The sequence below is a fragment of the Arenibacter sp. F20364 genome, from assembly GCF_023015905.1.
Classification (GTDB): Bacteria; Bacteroidota; Bacteroidia; order Flavobacteriales; family Flavobacteriaceae; genus Arenibacter.
Window position 1 is genome coordinate 24,791 of record NZ_JALKBD010000017.1, and the last position, 19,689, is coordinate 44,479.

General features: G+C 39.3%; 18 protein-coding genes. 11 read left to right on the top strand and 7 right to left on the bottom strand.

Annotated features, from left to right (window positions below):
• Positions 1 to 5: 5 nt before the first annotated feature.
• Positions 6 to 1,661 carry a gliding motility lipoprotein GldJ gene (gene gldJ / locus MWU84_RS14610; protein WP_246902671.1) on the bottom strand — a complete coding sequence of 552 codons (1,656 nt, stop codon included), beginning with the start codon at positions 1,659 to 1,661 and terminating at the stop codon, positions 6 to 8.
• A gap of 442 nt (positions 1,662 to 2,103) precedes the next feature.
• Here gldJ and porV point away from each other — a divergent pair, with 442 nt between their 5' ends.
• The 7 genes from porV (at position 2,104) to MWU84_RS14645 (ending at position 9,211) form a co-directional block, all read left to right on the top strand.
• On the top strand, positions 2,104 to 3,249 hold the full coding sequence (gene porV / locus MWU84_RS14615) for a type IX secretion system outer membrane channel protein PorV (protein ID WP_246902673.1): 1,146 nt from the start codon (positions 2,104 to 2,106) through the stop codon (positions 3,247 to 3,249).
• Between the two features lie 89 nt (positions 3,250 to 3,338).
• The gene (gene cdd, locus MWU84_RS14620) at positions 3,339 to 3,824 is read left to right on the top strand and encodes a cytidine deaminase (RefSeq protein ID WP_246902675.1); all 486 of its coding nucleotides are present in this window, start codon (positions 3,339 to 3,341) and stop codon (positions 3,822 to 3,824) included.
• A 191-nt stretch (positions 3,825 to 4,015) separates the two neighbouring features.
• Positions 4,016 to 5,014: a pyruvate dehydrogenase (acetyl-transferring) E1 component subunit alpha gene (gene pdhA / locus MWU84_RS14625; protein WP_246902677.1), complete on the top strand. Its 999-nt coding sequence runs from the start codon at positions 4,016 to 4,018 to the stop codon at positions 5,012 to 5,014.
• 4 nt (positions 5,015 to 5,018) lie between these two features.
• Positions 5,019 to 6,653 (top strand): pyruvate dehydrogenase complex dihydrolipoamide acetyltransferase, encoded by a 1,635-nt coding sequence (locus MWU84_RS14630; RefSeq protein WP_246902679.1) that lies wholly within the window; start codon positions 5,019 to 5,021, stop codon positions 6,651 to 6,653.
• A 186-nt stretch (positions 6,654 to 6,839) separates the two neighbouring features.
• Entirely contained in the window at positions 6,840 to 7,871 is a 1,032-nt protein-coding gene (locus tag MWU84_RS14635) for a M28 family peptidase (RefSeq protein WP_246902682.1), read from the top strand.
• Entirely contained in the window at positions 7,871 to 8,551 is a 681-nt protein-coding gene (locus MWU84_RS14640; protein WP_246902684.1) for an SDR family NAD(P)-dependent oxidoreductase, read from the top strand. Before MWU84_RS14635 ends, MWU84_RS14640 begins: the two co-directional genes overlap by 1 nt.
• A gap of 18 nt (positions 8,552 to 8,569) precedes the next feature.
• Positions 8,570 to 9,211: an HAD family hydrolase gene (locus tag MWU84_RS14645; protein ID WP_246902686.1), complete on the top strand. Its 642-nt coding sequence runs from the start codon at positions 8,570 to 8,572 to the stop codon at positions 9,209 to 9,211.
• Positions 9,212 to 9,230: 19 nt separating this feature from the next.
• Here the strand turns inward: MWU84_RS14645 and MWU84_RS14650 are convergent, their stop codons facing one another.
• On the bottom strand, positions 9,231 to 10,274 hold the full coding sequence (locus MWU84_RS14650) for an AI-2E family transporter (protein ID WP_246902689.1): 1,044 nt from the start codon (positions 10,272 to 10,274) through the stop codon (positions 9,231 to 9,233).
• A 191-nt stretch (positions 10,275 to 10,465) separates the two neighbouring features.
• On the opposite strand from MWU84_RS14650, the gene MWU84_RS14655 reads away from it, so the two are divergent.
• From MWU84_RS14655 to MWU84_RS14665, 3 genes are read left to right on the top strand one after another with little or no spacing between them, the layout of a single operon-like run.
• A complete protein-coding gene (locus MWU84_RS14655) occupies positions 10,466 to 11,068 on the top strand; it encodes a SprT-like domain-containing protein (RefSeq protein WP_246902691.1) in 603 nt (200 codons plus the stop codon).
• Positions 11,069 to 11,079: 11 nt separating this feature from the next.
• Positions 11,080 to 12,159, top strand: coding sequence for a mannose-1-phosphate guanylyltransferase (locus MWU84_RS14660; protein ID WP_246902693.1), 1,080 nt, complete (start codon positions 11,080 to 11,082; stop codon positions 12,157 to 12,159).
• Positions 12,160 to 12,161: 2 nt separating this feature from the next.
• Complete coding sequence (locus MWU84_RS14665; RefSeq protein WP_246902696.1) at positions 12,162 to 13,622, top strand: DUF389 domain-containing protein; 1,461 nt, start codon at positions 12,162 to 12,164, stop codon at positions 13,620 to 13,622.
• Here MWU84_RS14665 and MWU84_RS14670 read toward each other — a convergent pair.
• On the bottom strand, positions 13,619 to 14,386 hold the full coding sequence (locus tag MWU84_RS14670) for an ATP-binding cassette domain-containing protein (protein ID WP_246902698.1): 768 nt from the start codon (positions 14,384 to 14,386) through the stop codon (positions 13,619 to 13,621). The two genes, MWU84_RS14665 and MWU84_RS14670, sit on opposite strands and share 4 nt — an antisense overlap.
• Positions 14,386 to 15,123, bottom strand: a complete 738-nt coding sequence (locus MWU84_RS14675) for an ABC transporter permease (RefSeq protein WP_246902700.1) — start codon at positions 15,121 to 15,123, stop codon at positions 14,386 to 14,388. Before MWU84_RS14675 ends, MWU84_RS14670 begins: the two co-directional genes overlap by 1 nt.
• Positions 15,124 to 15,239: 116 nt before the next feature.
• On the opposite strand from MWU84_RS14675, the gene pafA reads away from it, so the two are divergent.
• Positions 15,240 to 16,943: an alkaline phosphatase PafA gene (gene pafA, locus MWU84_RS14680; RefSeq protein ID WP_246902702.1), complete on the top strand. Its 1,704-nt coding sequence runs from the start codon at positions 15,240 to 15,242 to the stop codon at positions 16,941 to 16,943.
• Positions 16,944 to 16,984: 41 nt separating this feature from the next.
• Here pafA and MWU84_RS14685 read toward each other — a convergent pair whose 3' ends face one another.
• The 3 genes from MWU84_RS14685 to MWU84_RS14695 form a co-directional block, all read right to left on the bottom strand.
• The gene (locus tag MWU84_RS14685) at positions 16,985 to 17,839 is read right to left on the bottom strand and encodes a glycosyltransferase family 2 protein (protein WP_246902704.1); all 855 of its coding nucleotides are present in this window, start codon (positions 17,837 to 17,839) and stop codon (positions 16,985 to 16,987) included.
• A gap of 125 nt (positions 17,840 to 17,964) precedes the next feature.
• A complete protein-coding gene (locus MWU84_RS14690; RefSeq protein WP_246902706.1) occupies positions 17,965 to 18,522 on the bottom strand; it encodes a methyltransferase in 558 nt (185 codons plus the stop codon).
• Between the two features lie 96 nt (positions 18,523 to 18,618).
• Positions 18,619 to 19,677 carry a ketoacyl-ACP synthase III gene (locus tag MWU84_RS14695; RefSeq protein WP_246902708.1) on the bottom strand — a complete coding sequence of 353 codons (1,059 nt, stop codon included), beginning with the start codon at positions 19,675 to 19,677 and terminating at the stop codon, positions 18,619 to 18,621.
• Positions 19,678 to 19,689: the final 12 nt, after the last annotated feature.

The following is a 19,689-nucleotide window of genomic DNA, read 5'->3' on the forward strand; positions in this document are numbered from 1 at the left end:
TCGGCCTACCTGCTTCTAGGGGTTTTGTTTTTCGTTTTGGATTTGGATCCTACTCTAGACATGGCACATCTAAATCCTATATAATCTGTTGCCATATACTGTGGTAGATATCTTCTCTGCGCAGGGTCTAACCAATAGGCCCTATCTCTCCAAGAACCTCCTTTGAAGACCCTTACTTCATCATTGATCAATGAGGTTCTGTTATTGGATTTGTCATAAGCTCTCAGAATATTTCCAGTGGAGTCTACCTGTACCTTGCTCACTGGGGAGTCGTACATTTTCCTTTTATTAATTTCATCTTCGTCCTCATCGCTAAATCTATCGTAAAATCTGGTAGATCCCGGTTCACCATCCCTGTATCCGCGATTGTCACTGGATGAGAAGTTGGTCCTTAAGAAGGTTTCTTCTTCATCTACGGGTACCATTTTTATTTCTCCAGGTAAATTCACCGCTACAACTTTTCCGTTAGGCAAGGTGTCATACACTATGGAATCACGAATTACATTTACTTTTCCGTCTTTTCCAATAGCCGTTTTCATATAAACGTTTCCTCGGAAATAGTTGAAGTCACTTACTTCGTCGTCAACTATTGGTCTGTAGACATCCGCAACCCATTCGGCCACGTTTCCTGCCATATCATATAATCCAAAATCATTGGGTTTGTAGGATTTAACTTCTGCGGTAATATCCGCACCGTCATCAGACCATCCGGCTATTCCGCCGTAATCTCCTTTTCCTTGCTTAAAGTTGGCCAATTGATCACCTCTACCCACTCTTTGACCATTTCTGGTATAGTCTCCTTCCCAAGGATATTTTTTTCTACCCCTGTAGTTGTTGTATTCCCTACTTCCTATCTGTGCCTGGGCTGCGTATTCCCATTCCGTCTCCGTTGGTAGTCTATATTCAGGTAAAATAACTCCGGAACTTCTTTTGGCAAAGGCGGAAACTGAATCTTTTTTCATTTTTCCTTGTAAGGAATCTATCTGGCCGTTGTATACGGATTCCGGTCTATTTAAATAAGCCTCCGTGCTAAAGCCACCTTCTGCCTCACCATTAATTACTTTGTATTTTGCCTCTTCAGAAAGATAGCCTTCCCTTTCCAGCATTACCTCATTTACACGGTCTGTTCTCCATTCTGCAAATTGGGTGGCTTGGATCCAATTGACACCAACTACAGGATATTCCGCATAAGCTGGGTGACGTAGATAGTTATTGGTCATTGTTTCGTTGAATCCCAATCTGTTTCTCCAAACCAATGTATCTGGCAAAGCGCCTGTATAAATATGTACATATTTAGGGTCTTCTGGAGGGTAAACACTCTTCAGATAATCCAAATATTCCAAATACATAACGTTGGTAACCTCGGTCTCATCCATATAGAAAGACTGCACATGCTGTGATGTAGGAGTATTGTTCCATTCGTGCATTACATCATCTTGAACCTGACCTTTTGTAAAGGTTCCGCCCTCTACAAACACTAAACCTGGTGCAGTTTCCTGCTCTTTAAAGTCTGAATTGTACTGAAATCCACCTTCCTTGGCGTTAATATTCCAGCCTGTAGCCCTTGAAACATTTTTAGAGGATGATGAGTTTTTACAGCTTGAAAAACCACCAGCTACAATAGCGCAAGAGAGTACAACTTTGATGAATTGTTTTTTCATAATTAGGACTTGAGTTCAAAAGACAAACTTCTTTTTAAAGGAGTTTGCGATTCATATTTTATTAATATTTTGTGTCGCTTTCGGCATATAAAACGATGATTAAGACATAATATTTTGTTAAATGAAAAAAAATTAATCAATTAATTCATCATGCAAAGAGCATCGCTTAACATGAATAACGACTTAAAATTTAATATAGTATGGCTACCTGATAATTCTTTATAGAATATCAAGTAAAATCAATACTTATAAAACAATTTTTTATACGGAATATTCCTATATATAGTGTGTTATTGTCAAATGAATATAAAGGAGGTTATTTTTTTTGTGGTTTATATAAGATATTCGGAAAAAGGACGTTTGACTATAATGAACCGAGATAACTTTATTTAGGTTCATTTGGATAACTATGGAAACCAAATCTTAATTATAACAAGTAAAAATGAAAAAATTATCAATACTTTTCTTGCTTTTCTTGGTGTGTAAACTTTCTGCGCAGGAGAATAGGGTGATTACTACCGCAGTGCCTTTTTTGACCATTGCCGCAGATGCTAGGGCATCAGGAATGGGGGATATGGGGGTGGCGACTTCTACAGACGCTTTTTCCCAACAATGGAATCCTGCAAAATTTGCCTTCGCCGAAAGAGAAATGGGCATCGGACTTAGTTATACGCCGTATTTGGAAAGTATAATTACCGATATAGCGCTATTGAGTGCCAATTTTCATAAGAAGATCAATGACAGAAGTGCATTCGCCCTTAGTATAAGGTACTTTACCTTGGGGGAAATAGAACTTAGACAATTTGCAGGGGATCAAGCCAGATTGGCCAAGCCTAACGAAGTTGCGTTTGACGGTTCCTATTCCTTAAAGCTAAGTGAAACTTTTTCTATGGCTGTTGCCGGTAGGTATATTAGTTCCAATCTTAAATTACCTGATAATGGTAGCGAAGACTCCAAGGCGGCGAGTTCATTTGCTGTGGATGTTTCCGGGTATTATCGCTCACGGGAAATTGCCTATAATAGTTTTGATGGTAGATGGAGGGCTGGCTTCAATATTTCAAATTTAGGTGGTAAAATAAAGTATGACGATGCCGGTCAAGAGAATTTTCTTCCGACCAATTTGAAAGCAGGTTTAGGTTTTGATCTTATTTTGGATCAGGATAATGTCCTTGGGCTTACCACAGAGTTTAATAAATTGTTGGTGCCCACTCCACAAGATTATAATGATGACGGGGTAATTGATGGGACGGATAACGACGAGTATCAGCAAACTACTTTTTTTGAAGGGGTTTTTAAATCGTTTGGCGATGCACCCGATGGTTTTAGCGAGGAGTTAAAGGAATTTACATGGGCACTTGGTGCGGAATATAGCTACCAAAATGCTTTTATGTTAAGGACAGGGTATTTCAATGAAAGTGATTTAAAGGGGTCAAGAAAATTCTTTACTTTGGGTGCGGGGTTTAGATTTAAATCGGCCCAGGTGGATCTTTCCTATTTGTTCTCTACTTCGCAAGTAAGAAATCCTTTGGAGAATACACTAAGGTTCTCACTGACATTCAATTTGGGAGAAGAATTTTTGAATGATTAATCTGCCAAAACATATATGACTAAGTTACAAAACCTGCTTACAAGCAGGTTTTGTTTATTTTTGCCAAAATAGTATAACGTTAATCGACTATGAGACTACGAAGGGTAGTGTTTGATCTATTGGTTTATGAATCTGTAGATGAGCTGGAACAGGAGGATCACATATTAATGAATGAAGCAGTGAAGGCAAGAAAAAATGCCTATTCCCCTTATTCCAAATTTAATGTTGGAGCGGCCGTATTATTGGATAATGGTGAAATTGTAATTGGCAATAATCAAGAAAACGCCTCCTATCCCTCAGGTTTGTGTGCAGAAAGAGTGGCTATATTTTACGCTTCTGCAAAATTTCCAGGTGTGGGCATCAAGACCATTGCCATTAACGCCACTTCCAAAAATTTCGTAGTGAATAAACCTGCCGCCCCTTGTGGAAATTGTAGGCAGTCCATTTCCGAGTATGAAATAAAGCAACGGAGGCCAATATCTATTATTATGTCTGGGGAAACTGGAGAGGTTCTAAAATGTAACTCTGTGTCCGACATTCTTCCTTTAGCCTTTAATAGTACTTTCCTCGGTTAGGGCGTAAGGGTATTGTATTTTTAGGTTTTATGTATTTCTCAACTATTCTCTATTTTGTTTTATATAATCGCTTTGTGCGAAGCTTTTGATTTAAATTTTTTTCCTATTGATTTATATATGTATTTTTGTTTTCCGTTTATGTCTTAAACTTGTTTTTGATTAAAGCGAAATACTACATAAATTATCAATTAATGGAAAAAATAACCAAAGAGGTCTACCTTAAGTGGTATGAGGACATGTTGTTCTGGAGAAAGTTTGAAGATAAACTTGCCGCAGTATACATTCAACAAAAAGTTCGTGGATTTTTACATCTTTACAATGGACAGGAAGCTGTTCTTGCAGGTGCATTGCATGCAATGGATCTTACCAAGGATAGAATGATTACTGCCTATAGGAATCACGTTCAGCCGATAGGTATGGGAGTTGATCCCAAAAAAGTTATGGCGGAGCTCTATGGTAAAGTTACCGGGACTTCCAAAGGAATGGGTGGGTCTATGCATATTTTTTCCAAAGAGCATCGTTTCTATGGAGGCCATGGAATAGTTGGTGGCCAGATCCCTTTAGGGGCCGGATTGGCATTTGCGGACAAATATTTCAAGAGAGATTCTGTAACCCTTTGTTATATGGGTGATGGAGCAGTAAGACAGGGGTCGCTGCACGAAAGTTTTAACTTGGCAATGCTTTGGCGATTGCCGGTTGTCTTTGTTTGTGAGAACAATGGTTATGCCATGGGAACATCGGTAGCTAGAACCTCGCATTCTACTGAAATTTGGAAACTGGGATTGGGATATGAAATGCCTTGTGGACCGGTAGATGGAATGGATCCCGTTACGGTTGCCAAGGAAATGAGCAAGGCCATTGAGCGTGCCAGGTCAGGAGGCGGTCCAACTTTTCTGGAAATGAAGACTTATAGGTACAGAGGTCATTCCATGTCGGATGCCCAGCATTATAGAACTAAGGAAGAGGTGGAAGAGTACAAGAAAATCGACCCAATATCCCAAGTTTTGGCAACCATAAAGGAAAATAAGTATGCTTCGGATGCCCAAATAAAGGAAATTGATGCTAGGGTTAAAAAGTTGGTTTCCGAGTGTGAGAAATTTGCTGAGGACTCGGATTATCCACCTATAAATCAATTATATGATATGGTATACGATCAAGAGGATTATCCATTTGTACAACATAAAATATAAGTAAATGGCAGAAGTAATAAATATGCCAAGACTTAGCGATACCATGGAAGAAGGGACCGTTGCTAAGTGGCTAAAGCAAGTAGGCGACAAGATTGAAGAAGGTGATATATTGGCGGAAATTGAAACCGATAAGGCTACAATGGAGTTCGAGTCTTTCAATGAGGGAACTCTTTTATATATAGGTATAAAAGAAGGGGATACAGCTCCAGTGGATTCTCTTTTGGCCATAATCGGTGAAAAGGGAGAGGATGTTTCTGGGTTGATCAACGGCTCATCTTCAGATGCCCAAGCGGAAGAAAAAACAGAATCCCCAGCCAAGAAGGAGGAAAAAGAAGCACCAAAAGCAACAGCAGCAGCTATCCCTGACGGGGTAGAGATTGTAAAGATGCCCCGCCTTAGTGATACTATGGAAGAAGGAACCGTAGCGACCTGGTTGAAAAAAGTTGGGGATGAGGTGGAAGAAGGTGACATTCTTGCCGAAATCGAGACCGATAAGGCTACAATGGAGTTTGAATCATTCTATTCCGGTACCCTGTTATATGTTGGCATCAATGAAGGGGAAACAGCGCCGGTAGATGCTGTTCTTGCCGTTATAGGTCCTAAAGGTACAGATGTTGACGCCGTATTGAGTGCAGGATCTGGTTCCGCTACTGAAGAAGAAAGCGCTCCGGAAGAAACAACGAAGGCCGAAACTACTTCCAAAAATGGCCAGGAATCCTCGGCTGTCGCAACCCATGATGGTCAAAGGATTTTTGCATCTCCATTGGCTAAGAAGATTGCCCAAGATAAGGGAATAGATTTAGGAGATGTTAAAGGAAGCGGTGATCATGGTAGGATTATAAAGAAAGATGTTGAGGAATATAAGCCAAAGCAAAAAGCTGCCGACAAAGCCGGTGCTGCCCAAGAAAAGACTGCCTCGCCACAAGCTGCTGCCCCAATCAATTTGCCGGTAGGACAAGAGGGAACAGAGGAAGTAAAGAATTCACAAATGCGAAAGGTTATTGCCAAGCGTTTGGGCGAATCCAAGTTTTCTGCACCACATTATTATTTGACCATAGAGGTGGATATGGATTATGCCAAGATTTCAAGGGAACAGATCAATGGCTTGCCCGATACTAAGGTGTCCTTTAACGATATGGTGGTTAAGGCTTGTGCCATGGCGCTAAAAAAGCATCCACAGGTAAATACCTCTTGGAACAATGACACTACCAGATACAATCATCATATACATATCGGAGTTGCTGTTGCCGTTGATGAAGGCCTTTTGGTCCCAGTGCTAAAATTTGCGGACCAAATGACATTGACTCAAATAGGGTCTTCGGTGAAGGATTTGGCAGGCAAGGCAAGAAATAAGAAAATCAGTCCAGCGGAAATGGAAGGTAGTACCTTTACCGTCTCCAACCTTGGGATGTTTGGAATTTCTGAATTTACCTCCATCATCAATCAACCTAATTCTGCAATACTATCTGTAGGAGCAATAGTCCAAAAGCCAGTTGTTAAAAATGGACAAATCGTTGTTGGTAATACCATGAAGGTTACCTTGGCCTGCGATCACAGAACAGTGGATGGAGCCACTGGAGCCCAATTTTTGCAAACACTAAGGGCATATTTGGAGAATCCGGTTACTATGCTGGCTTAAACCAAATAGTTCAAATTATTATATAAAAAGCATCCTGATTTTCAGGATGCTTTTTTAACTTTAAGTCCTATCCAGTTCCTGTTGGCCCAATTGATGTTGGTATGGGATTGACGATACATTTTGGTCAGCATAAGAAGAATGCTTTAAAATTTATAATACGGTTTTATGACAAACACAAATCAATTTATGAGAAATATTATTAGTCTAGCCTTATTATCTGTTGCCTTAGGCTGTGGCGGTGCTAAAATAGATGAGTCGGTTGGCTTGGCGCACGGGACCAATGGCTCTGGTGTAATTGCCAAGGACGCTGCAGTACAACAGGGGAGCTCGGAGGCTTCCCAAATAAGTTCTGAATTTTCCACTGAAATAGGGGTTGGTGGAATAATTACTTATTTGGCTTCCGATGAACTGCAGGGCAGGGAAGCCGGTAGCGAAGGAATAGAATTGGCTGCGGAATATATAGAAGGGATTTTTGAAAGTAGCGGGGTAAAGCCCTATTTTAAAACCTATAGGGATACGTTGACCAATTTTGAAAAACCGGCCTACAATGTAGTGGGTTTTATTGAAGGAACGGATAAAGCTCTGAAAAATGAGTTTGTTATAATTGGGGCCCATTATGATCATATAGGCTCTGCCGACCCGGTGTCTGATGATTATATTGCCAATGGAGCCAATGATAATGCCTCCGGAACTACTGCGGTCCTCGAGTTTGCCCGTTATTTTGGTAAGTTTAAAAATAATAAACGGAGCATAATTTTTGCGTTGTTCAGTGCCGAGGAAAAGGGTCTTTTAGGGTCGAAACACTTGGCTGCAAAATTGAAAGAACAAAATTTGAATCTTTATTCCATGCTGAATTTTGAGATGGTTGGCGTTCCTTTGGTAGGGAAAGATTATTTTATGTACGTAACAGGATATGAAGAATCTAATTTAGCGGATGTCTGCAATACTTATGCCGAGGAGAATTTGGTTGGATTTCTCCCAACTGCAAAGGAATACAATCTGTTTAAAAGATCGGATAATTATCCTTTTCATTTAGAGTTTGGGGTTCCTTCCCAAACCTTTTGTACCTTCGATTTTACCAATTTCGATCACTACCATAAGGTGGGCGATGAAGTTTCCATAATGGATTTCGACCATATGGCCTTATTGGTAAATAAAACCCTTCCAGTTTTGGAAGATATTATAAATGCCCCGGTAAGGGAAATAGAATACAGATAATGGCGAATATCGTAATTACGGGAAGTAGTAGGGGGATTGGCTTTCAATTGGCACAGTTGTTTGCTAATGACGGACATAAAGTACTGGCTCTATCCAGGAATAATGCCCCTATTGCTGCATTAAGTCACGAAAATATATCCAGTTTTTCATTTGATCTGGCCAATGAGTCGGACTACGACCAATTGGATGAATTTATGAAAAATAATTGGAAACAGGTTGATGTGCTCATAAACAATGCGGGTAAATTACTGAACAAACCTTTTTTGGAAACTTCTATGGAAGCATTTGAGGAGGTGTACAAAGTGAATGTTTTTGGAGTTGCAAATATTACCAAAAGAATAATTCCCTTAATGCCCCAGACTGGTCATGTGGTAACCATAAGTTCTATGGGTGGCGTTCAGGGTAGTATGAAGTTTGCTGGCTTATCTGCCTATAGTTCCAGTAAAGGGGCCGTGATTACCATGACAGAATTGTGGGCGGAAGAATTCAAGGAGTCGGGACCTTCATTTAATGTATTGGCCCTGGGGGCCGTACAGACCGAAATGCTGGAAGAGGCTTTCCCGGGTTATCAGGCACCTATCACTGCTTTGGAAATGGCAACCTATATCAAAGATTTTGCACTTACCGGCCATAAACTCTACAATGGTAAATTACTTCAGGTATCCAACTCAACCCCTTGATTTTTTTAAAAAAAACCGATGAAAGAATACAGCTGTGTTATTTTTGATTGTGATGGGGTGTTGGTAGATAGTGAGGTGCTGGGGAATCAGGTATTTGTGGATATGGCCAATGAATATGGAGCTGGAATAGATATTTCCTATGCCATGGAGCATTTCAAAGGTGGGTTTTTAAATGATAGTATAAGACAAGTAGAGGCAATTATACAAAGACAATTGCCTTCGGGATTTGAAAGTGAATATCGCCAAAGGTCCTACGAAGTGTTTTCAACACATCTTAAGCCAGTACACGGTATTGAAAAGGTACTTCGGAAATTGGCAGTACCATTTTGCGTAGCCTCCAGTGGGCCACAGGAAAAAATAAAAAGGAATTTGGCAACAGCTGGTCTGTCGTCATTTTTTAAAAACAATATCTTCAGTTGTTATGATATTGGAAAATGGAAACCCGATCCGGCTATTTACTTACATGCCTCCAAAAGCATGGGCTATTCTCCAAATGAATGCTTGGTAATAGAGGATTCATTTAAGGGGGCAAGGGCGGCTACCTCTGGTGGGTTTGATGTATACGGCTATACCCAGCTAAACGAGGATCCTGATTTTGAAAAGGAAGTTACCAGGACTTTCGAGCAAATGAACGAATTGATCTCCTTGCTTAAATTATAACCAACTACCTTTCTTGTGGTTATGGTTTTAAGGGTTGGTTGCCTGAAATTAGACTCGCTATTATTTTCGTTTGTGGGAATTGTTCCAGGATAATCTTGATAAAAACGGTAATTGGTATTGCCATGATCAATCCAGGTACGCCCCAAATATATCCCCATAGCATCAACATTACCAATACGGTAATAATATTAATGGAAAAAGATTTGCCCATAAATACGGGTTCCAATATGGATCCGAACAAAACCTGTACCCCGGTAATGGACAGGACAAAGAACAAAAGCGTGCTGGATGTCTCCAATTCTACAAACGCAAATAACGCTAGTAGTACTACTGAAATAATGGAACCTACCATTTGAACAAAATTTATAGCAAATGCGAACAATCCCCAGAAAATTGGGAAGCTTACCTCAAAGAACACGCAGGCCAGCCCAATTCCGATTCCCGTAAAAAGACTCACTAGAAACTTGACCTTTATAAATTTGATTAGATCCTTTTCAACTTTTACAAACGTTTTAACCGAGGTGTGCTTTTGTTTTAAAATAGTATTGTTCATTAATTTCTGAACGTTTATTGATTCCGCCAGCCAAAGCACAACAAAAAATACCGTCATCAAAATCATAGTAACCGTATTTCCAATAAAATCCAGGGTGTTCCCAAAGTTGGCCATCATACTTTCTTTGGGGATAAAATTATTAATGATGTTTTCTTCCTTGGAATAAGGTATTCCAAGATAATCTTCCATGCCTATCAATAAGGCTTCCAATTTGTTCTCCGCTTTTTCGAAAAAAGCATTGTCTGCAGAAAGTATTTCCTTGCTGGTAAGTTGTATCAGTTCTCCCCCTATTTTTAAGGCACCAATGAATATTAGTATAACAATAAAAATACTGACGGGTTTGGATACCTTCTTTTTATTGAGCCAGCGCATAATGGGGAGGAACAATAAAGCTATGAACATAGAGAAGATAAGTGGAATAAAAATAAACGACAGAAGCTTTAGTAAGTAAAACACTAAGGGGATTACTATAATAAGCAATAACTTATTGGTGGTTCTTAACTCGTTCATAATTATAATAATAGTTTGTTTTTCGTTGTTTTCAACGGGAATGCAAAGTTAGTGGAAAGAAGTCGTCTTTAATCGTTAATAAAAATGTAAATATTCCTTCATTTACATTTTTTTTGGCATCCATAATTGTATTTTGGATAAAATTTCCTCTTAAGGCAATATCGAATCTTAAAATTTCTAATTTTGTTAGTATGCAGGACACTTTGGAAAAGTATCTTCCTGAAAGGGCGGTAAGTTTAAGTCTGGAACTTATAAAGGAAAATGGTGTGCATCTTAAGATTGTAAATCAACGGGTTACCCGTCATGGAGATTATAGAAGGATGCCCAACGGGTCCCATCAGATTACCGTGAACGCCACTCTAAATAAATATCGATTCTTGATTACTTTGGTTCATGAAATAGCACACCTGGTTGCTTTTGAAAAATATGGACGGAAAATAAAACCGCACGGATTGGAGTGGAAAAGGACATTTCAATATCTAATGTTGCCATTTTTAAGACCAGAGGTTTTTCCGGCCAACCTTTTACCTATGTTGGCCAGGCACTTTAGAAATCCAAAAGCCAGTAGTGATACGGACGCTGGCCTATCTGTGGCCTTGAAAAAGTATGATATCCAGGATAAGGAGAAATCTTATATTTTTGAATTGCCACATGGAAGCGTTTTCAGGATATACAATGGAAAGCTTTTTAAAAAGCAAAATAAAAGGGTAAAGCGATACGAGTGTGTTGAAGTGGCTACAGGTAAGGTGTATCTTTTTCAGCCCAATGCCGAAGTGGAATTAATAAAGGATTAAAGCAAGAAACTATGAATAAAAATTATTATGCAGTTTTAATGGCAGGTGGTGTTGGGTCTAGATTTTGGCCAATAAGTACAACTGCTTATCCAAAGCAATTCCATGATATGTTGGGTACAGGGGATACCTTGATACAAAAGACCTTTAAAAGGTTGGCCAAGTTTGTGCCTATGGAAAATATTTTGATCTTGACCAATGAAAGATATAATGAACTTGTCTTGGAGCAATTGCCAGACGTTAAGCAAGAGCAAGTAGTCTTGGAGCCCGCTATGCGTAATACGGCTCCTTGTATATTATATGCAGCTTTGAAAATACAGAAAAAAAACCCGGATGCCGTTATGATCGTGGCTCCCAGTGATCATTGGATAGAGGATGAGGAAGCATTTGCGAAGGACGTTATAAGCTGTTTTGATAAGTGTGAAAAGGAAAATGTGCTCTGCACCTTGGGCATAAAGCCTACTTTTCCCAATACTGGTTTTGGCTATATAGAGTTTGAAAAGAAAGATAACGAACCCTTGAAAAGTGTTCGTCAGTTTAGGGAAAAACCTGATTATGAAACTGCCAAGGATTTTATAAAGCAAGGAAATTTTTTGTGGAATGCCGGTATTTTTATGTGGAGTGTGAAAACTATAGTAAATGCTTTTAAAGAATATCAACCGGAACAGTATAATTTATTTCTTAGTGGATTGGAATACTATAATACAGGAAAGGAAAGGGCTTTCATAAATGAGAATTACCCTAAGGCAGAGAATGTTTCCATAGACTATGCCATTCTAGAACCGTCCAATAATATTTTTGTCCTACCGGCCACTATTGATTGGAACGATCTTGGTACCTGGGGATCTTTATACGATAAATTGGAAAAGGACGATAATGACAATGCCTTGGTGAATTGTCAAGTTTTAGCGGAGGATGCCCAGGGGAACATGATTCGTTCCCCCAAAGGAAAAATTATCGTTATTGATGGATTAAAAGATTATATTGTCGTAGACAAGGAGGAGGTTTTGCTTATATATCCCAAATCCAAGGAGCAGGATATTAAAAAAGTACTTGTAAAAATTAAGGATAAATTTGGAGATCAGCTGTCGTAATTATGGAGGAAAATTTAAATAAAGATCAGAATCAGGATTTTCCTGAGGGCAGTGGGCAGGACATTAAGAAGGATTTTACTGGTCTTTTACATGGTATTAAATTATTTCTGGCCGATTTATTGGATATTCGGAATAATACCGATCCGGAGGCTACCAAAGAGTCGATTATCGCTGATATTCCGTTCAAGGGCCATACATCTTGGATTTTAATATGCTCCATTTTTATTGCATCTGTTGGACTTAATGCCAATTCCACGGCAGTAGTTATCGGTGCCATGTTAATATCACCTTTAATGGGCCCTATTTTGGGTATTGGACTGTCTTTGGCCATTAATGATATCGATACCTTGAGACGGTCCCTCAAGAATTTTACCGTTATGGTAGGTTTAAGTGTTATTACCGCCTTTTTATTCTTTTATTTATTCCCATTGAGAGATGAATCATCGGAGTTGCTGGCCAGGACGGCGCCGGACATTAGAGATGTGCTAATTGCATTTTTTGGCGGTTTGGCATTGGTAATTGCCCGAGCCAAAAAAGGGACCATTGCCAGCGTAATTTATGGGGTGGCTATTGCAACAGCTCTGATGCCGCCTTTGTGTACGGTTGGTTTTGGATTGGCCATTGGCAATTTTGGTTACGCCACTGGTGCCATGTACCTTTTTACGATAAACACTATTTTTATTGCCTTGGCCACTTTCTTGGTTTTAAAGCTATTGCGTTTTCCAATGGTGCGCTATGCCAATTCACGGCGCAGAAGGTTTATCGCAAGAATGGCTTCCACGGTAGCTATTTTGGTGATGATTCCTGCCGGATTTACCTTTTACGATGTGTTTCAGGAATCATTGTTTAGAAAACAGGCCAATCAATTCATTGCCAACCATATTGTGCCCTACAAATTGCCCGGAGAGGGCAGGTATTTGGAGAATTTGACCGATATTCAATTCAAGCACGGTGAAAATGGTTTTATTGAACTGGTCTTCATGGGAAACGAAACCATTCCGGACAATGTTGTAGCCACTTGGACCACCCAAAAAAATACCTTCGATAAGCTTAAAAATGTAGAATTGAAAATTGTGCAGGGATCCAAGAATTTAGAAGTGGATCAGATGAAATATGTTAACGAATTGTACGAAGCCAAAAAGGCGGAATTACTGAGTAAGGAACAGCAGATTCAGGTATTAAAGGAGGAGGTCGGAAAAATGAGCAAGATTGTTGAGCAGCAGATACCTTTTCAGGATATAAGTGCGGAAGCTAAGGCCAACTACGAGAATTTGACCAATTTAGGCTTTTCCTATACTATTACAACGGATTTTAATAAACTGGATACCGTCCCAGTATTTAATGTACAATGGAAAAAAGGATTACCTGCCCAGCAAATAAAAACCGATTCCCAAAAATTAGCGGATTGGTTGCGCTTAAGACTAAAGAATTCTAAGATTCAAGTTAGGGAAATGCAGAGTTAATTCCGCTCCTCTAAATACATCTGACGTACCTTCTTAAATAATTCCGATGAATAAACAAAGTCGGTCACAGCTTCATTTTCAGTCTTAAAAATTTCTTTATTACTGCCTTCCCATTCCTTTAGACCATTTTTTAGGAAAATGATCTTCTCGCCAATTTCCATAACAGAATTCATGTCATGGGTATTGATTACCGTTGTAATATCGTATTCTTGGGTAATTTCATGGATTAGATTGTCAATAAGGATAGCTGTTTTTGGATCCAATCCCGAATTGGGTTCATCACAAAATAGGTATTTTGGATTCATAACAATAGCCCTTGCAATGGCAACCCGCTTTTGCATTCCGCCGGATATTTCTGAAGGAAATTTATTGTGGGCATCAACTAGGTTTACACGCTTAAGTACAAAATCTACCCGATCTTGCATTTCTGATTTGGATTGTTTGGTGAACATGCCCAAGGGAAACATAACATTGCCCTGTACCGTCATGGAATCGAAGAGGGCGCTACCCTGAAATACCATTCCCATTTCTTGTCTTAGGTTTCGTTGTTCACTTGCGGATAGTTTGGAATAGACTTTTCCGTCGTAACTAATACTGCCCTCATCGGGCGTAAAGAGGCCCAAGAGACATTTTAAAAAGACCGTTTTTCCGGAACCGCTTTGTCCAATAATTAGATTGGTCTTGCCTTTTTCAAAGTGGGCAGTGATACCTTTTAATACATGGCTTTCCCCAAAAGATTTATGTATGTTGTCTACTTCTATCATTAGCCCAAAAGTAATTGTGTTAGGATATAATTTATAATAATGATCACAACACTTGTCCAAACAAAGGCCGTGGTGCTGGCCTTGCCAACTTCCAAAGCCCCGCCTTTCATATAGTATCCGTGAAATGAAGGTATGGTAGCGATAATTAGTGCAAAGACTATCGATTTTATAAAGGAATATGTAACGTGAAACGGAATAAAGTCCAATTGCAGGCCTTCAACAAAGTCGGCACTGGAACTAAATCCTCCAAAAACACCTGCAGTCCACCCTCCAAAGATGCCCACATACATAGCTATGGCAATGACAAAAGGATAGAACAACATCGCTATTATTTTAGGAAAAACTAGATAGTTCAAAGAATTTACCCCCATGATTTCCAATGCATCAATTTGTTCGGTTACCCGCATGGTACCTATACTCGAGGTTATGTAAGAGCCAACTTTACCGGCCATAATGATAGAAGTGAACGTTGGTGCAAATTCGAGTATTACCGATTGCCTTGTGGCAAACCCAATTAGATTTCGAGGTATAAGTGGATTGGTAATGTTCAAGGCGGTCTGTATGGAAACTACGCCCCCTATAAAGAAGGAAATGAAAATAATTATTCCCATGGAACCATATACGAGTTCGTCAATTTCCTTTAATATTAGGGTTTTCATTATGGACCATTTGGTGGGTTTTTTGAAAACCTCCTTGATCATTATAAAATAGCTGCCGATTGATGCTAGGTAATTCATTCAATATAAAATATTGCTTAGGTACGTAAAAATAACAATATTAAGAATCATTTAACTTCCAATTAAAATTTAAAGGTTTTATTTCTATATTTTTGTTGCTATAAAAAGAATAAAGAATGCAAAGTAACAGTCTATTATTACTGCTTTTAATGCTTGTAACAGGATTTAACCCCATTGGGGCAGATGCCCAAAGGAAATCTAAAAAAGGGAGGGTTGAGGCCATAAAAAATACGGAAATTGTTGCCAATCCAAATATTGCTGCCACTCCCAAATTAGTGGTCGGAATTGTGGTAGATCAGATGCGGTACGATTATTTGACCCGTTTTTGGGATCAATATGGTGATGGTGGATTTAAGCGTTTGGTCAATGAAGGATTTAATTGTAAAAACAATCATTTTAATTATGCCCCGACGGTGACCGGAGCGGGACATGCCTCGGTTTATACTGGAACTACCCCATCTGTCCATGGTATAATTGGTAACGATTGGTATGATAAATATGCGGATGAAAGTGTTTACTGCGCAGGAGACCCCAATGCCAACTCAGTTGGAACATCTTCCGATGCGGGAAAAATGTCCCCCCACAGAATTCAAACCACCACCATAACGGACCAAGTAAGGTTGCATACCCAAATGCGCGGAAAAGTAATTGCTGTTGCTATAAAAGATAGAGGCGCCGTTCTGCCCGGTGGTCATACGGCCAATGCCGCATATTGGTTTGATGGCGGAGCCGAAGGCAATTGGATTAGCAGTTCTTATTATATGGACGAATTGCCTGCATGGGTCATTGATTTTAATACGCAAAAAAGTGTAGCTAAATACAAAAAGCCATGGACCACCCTTAAGGATATCAATAGCTATATAGAAAGTGGTGTTGATGATAATAATTACGAGGGTCTTTTTGATGGTCAATCCGCTCCAACCTTTCCTCACGATTTAGTTAGCTTGTGGGATAAGAATGGCAAATATAGCATCCTAAAAAGCACCCCATATGGCAATAGTCTAACCGCTGATTTTGCTTTGGAAGCTGTGGATAAGGAGTCCCTTGGAACTGATAGGTTTACGGACTTTCTGGCAATAAGCTTTTCAAGTACGGATTATGTGGGTCATAAATGGGGGGTGAATTCAAAGGAGATAGAGGATACCTATCTGCGTTTGGACCAAGATTTAAAACGTCTTTTTGATTCCTTGGACAAAAAAGTGGGAACAGGTGAATATACCGTTTTTCTAACTGCAGATCATGCAGCTATTAATGTCCCGGCTTTTTTAAGGGATCAGAAGCTTCCCGGTGGAGTGGTGGAATCAAAAAAAATGGACGATCGACTAACAGAATATTTGAAATATACTTATGGGACCACGGATATTGTGAAGAAGACATCCAACAATCAGTTGTTTTTGGATTATAAGGTGATCAAGAGTTTGGATTTGGACATGGATGATGTGGAGGAAGAATTGGCTTTGGAGCTAATTCAATATGACGGTATTTATAAGGTTTTTACCGCCAACCAGATGTGGCAGAACCAATATACCAGCGGAATACCTTACATAGTTCAGAACGGATTTAATCAAAAACGTTCAGGAGATGTGCTTTTTGTTTTCGATCCGGGAAGTGGAAAATACGGTGATACAGGTTCAACACATGGGTCCCCATGGAACTACGATACACACGCACCCTTGTTATTTTATGGGAAAGGTATCAAGAAGGGGAGTACGGTAAGTAGAACTGAAATTCCGGACATAGCTCCTACAATAGCCGCCTTAATGGGCATGAACGCTCCTTCTGGAACTACGGGAGAGCCGATTGAAGCGGTAATAGAATAAAAGCAAGTTTTCTTGTAAAATCGAAAAAAGCCAGGCTTTTCTTATGGGAAGAGTTTGGCTTTTATTTTTCTCCATCGCAGCTGGCGAATAAACTTGCCCTCTACTGGGTTTACGAGAAAATCCAATTTTTCTTTCCTGGCCAAAAAATATCCTTGAAGATTATCTAAAAATGCCCTAGGTTTTTTTTGTTTCAAGGCCATTTTTATAGAAGCAATAAGGGTAATTGGAAACCCATATCTCAAGGTGTACATGGCCTTACCTTGAAGTAATTTGGCTTTTTTGTTATAAGCATCTCCCATGGGTCTCAAATGTTTGGCCTTCAAGTTGCTATCGGTGTAGATATTAAAACCGTTGTATTGGGCAAGTAGCTCATCTACTGTGTCCCAACCCATGGCGGTTTTAAGGCCGCCAATGGCTTTAAAGCATCTTTTGCTGTATGCCTTAAAGGCACCGCGCACATGGTCTTTGTCCATGGGGTGATTTAATTTCCATTCACCGTTCTTGTCCAATTCATAGGCAAATCCGCCAGCAATTCCAATTTTTGCATCTTTTGAAAATATCTTGGTTATTTTTTCAAAATAGGAATCAGGGAGAATTATGTCGGCATCCAACTTAACTATAAAGTCATAGTCTTCATTCAACTGTTCCAAGCCTTTGTTGAAGGCATTAATGACCTTGCTACCTGGCATATGGGCGGTGGAGGATTTTGTATTGATTTTTGAAATAAAATCATATTTGGTAGAAAAGTCATCTATTATATTCTCAGTATTATCAGATGAGTTATCATTTACAACAATAACTTGTTTTGGAAGAATGGTTTGTTTAACCACAGATTGTAAGACATCCCTTAAGAATTGGCTTTCGTTATGTGCTGGGATGATAATATAGTATTCCACGGATAAAAAGTTATTTGTTTTTAGAGGTCTGGCCAGTTCCCTTTCTTTCTGTCCTAGCCAGATGTCGTCAACATTTCTACAGGTATACGCTTTATTTTGATTAGGGTGTAATTAAGTGATCGACTTTACTTTTTGGTCTTGGCAGAGTTTAATTCCGGTCTATTTTTTCTTTCTGCATACACAATGTAATATCTCGGAGTAATACTCCGTAACAATGGCCTTATCCCTATTTTTTTTACAGGGTTGGTCCATTTTGCACTGTCTTTTATTTCCCATCCGGCCTTTTCCAATAGCCAATCAAACTGCCAGTCTTCAAACTCGTGATAGTGTCTGTCCCAAGGATCGGTTTTGCTCCTATAGGCAGGTGAAAACCATAATCTTAATGGGATGCTGGCCACCAATTTCTCTGTTTTTATTTGCCTAAGAATATTAAATGGGGCCAATAAATGTTCAAAGATTTCAAAAGCAGTGGTAACTTCTGCCGTTGTGGACACGGCCGAGGAGAAATCAAGATCCAAATCTTCGCCTTTTGTGTTTTCCACTTGGTAGCCATTTTCCTTCATGATCTTTGAAAAGGGATTTTCTACCCCTAAATCTATGATGGATTGGTCTGTAGAAATGTGTTTTTGCAGAAAAGCAAGGGTATGTTTAAAACGTTTGTTCGGGAAGGTTCTTTCGTACATCAGCAATGATCTGGTTTGTTGTTTAACATGTTTTTTACGGCTTAATCCTATAACCAGAAACAAAGATATTTGAAAAAGCGATTAGTGGTCTATAGATTAAACTCTATAGACAATAGCGTTTATGTTCATGCCTGCACCAACACTCGCAAATATAACAACATCTCCCTTTTTTATCGATTGATTTTCCATTTTTCCATTTTTCACCATATCAAATAAGGTGGGAATGGTAGCTACGGAGCTATTTCCCAATTTTTCAATGCTCATGGGCATAATTCCATGGGGCATTTCCATGTTGTAAAGTTTGTAAAAACGTTTTACTATGGCCTCATCCATTTTTTCATTGGCCTGATGAATAAATATTTTTTTCACCTCGGTGATAGGTATTCCACTTTTATCCAAACTGTCTTTCATGGCTTGTGGAACATAGGTTACCGCAAATTCATATATTTTTCTGCCATACATTTTTATGTATCGTGTCCCGTCTTGAGCAGTTTTGGAGTAGGATTCACCATAATATAGAAAATAAGCCTCCTCATCGGCATAGGTTGCGCTGTTGTGTGAGAGTATTTGCCCCACATTTTCCCCAGCTTCAACAATGGTTGCCCCAGCGCCGTCCGAATAGATCATAGAGTCCCGATCGTGCTTGTCCACAATCCTGGATAAGGTTTCTGCGCCTATGACAAGACATTTATTTGCAATACCACTTTTAATAAATGCATGGGCTTGTATTACTCCCTCTATCCAACCTGGGCAACCAAATAGAAGGTCGTAGGCAACGCACCTGGGATTCTTAATTTGTAATTGGTGTTTTACCCTTGTGGCTAAACTTGGCAAGGTGTCCCCTTGGATTTTGCCAACCGACACATCACCAAAATTATGGGCAAAGATTATATAATCCAATTCCTCTTTGTCAATTTTGGCATCGGCTATTGCCTTTTCTGCCGCAAAAAATGCAAGTTGGGAAGTATTTAATTTATCCTCGGCATAGCGTCTTTCCCTAATTCCTGTTATACTTTGGAATTTTTGAATGATCACCTCATTTTGATGTTTAAAGGGAGTTCCATCTTCATTTAAGAATTCATGATTTTTAAAATCTGAATTCTTTGTTACTACGGATGGTAAATAGGAACCAGTGCCAGTAATGCCAATGTTCATAATAATCTAGAA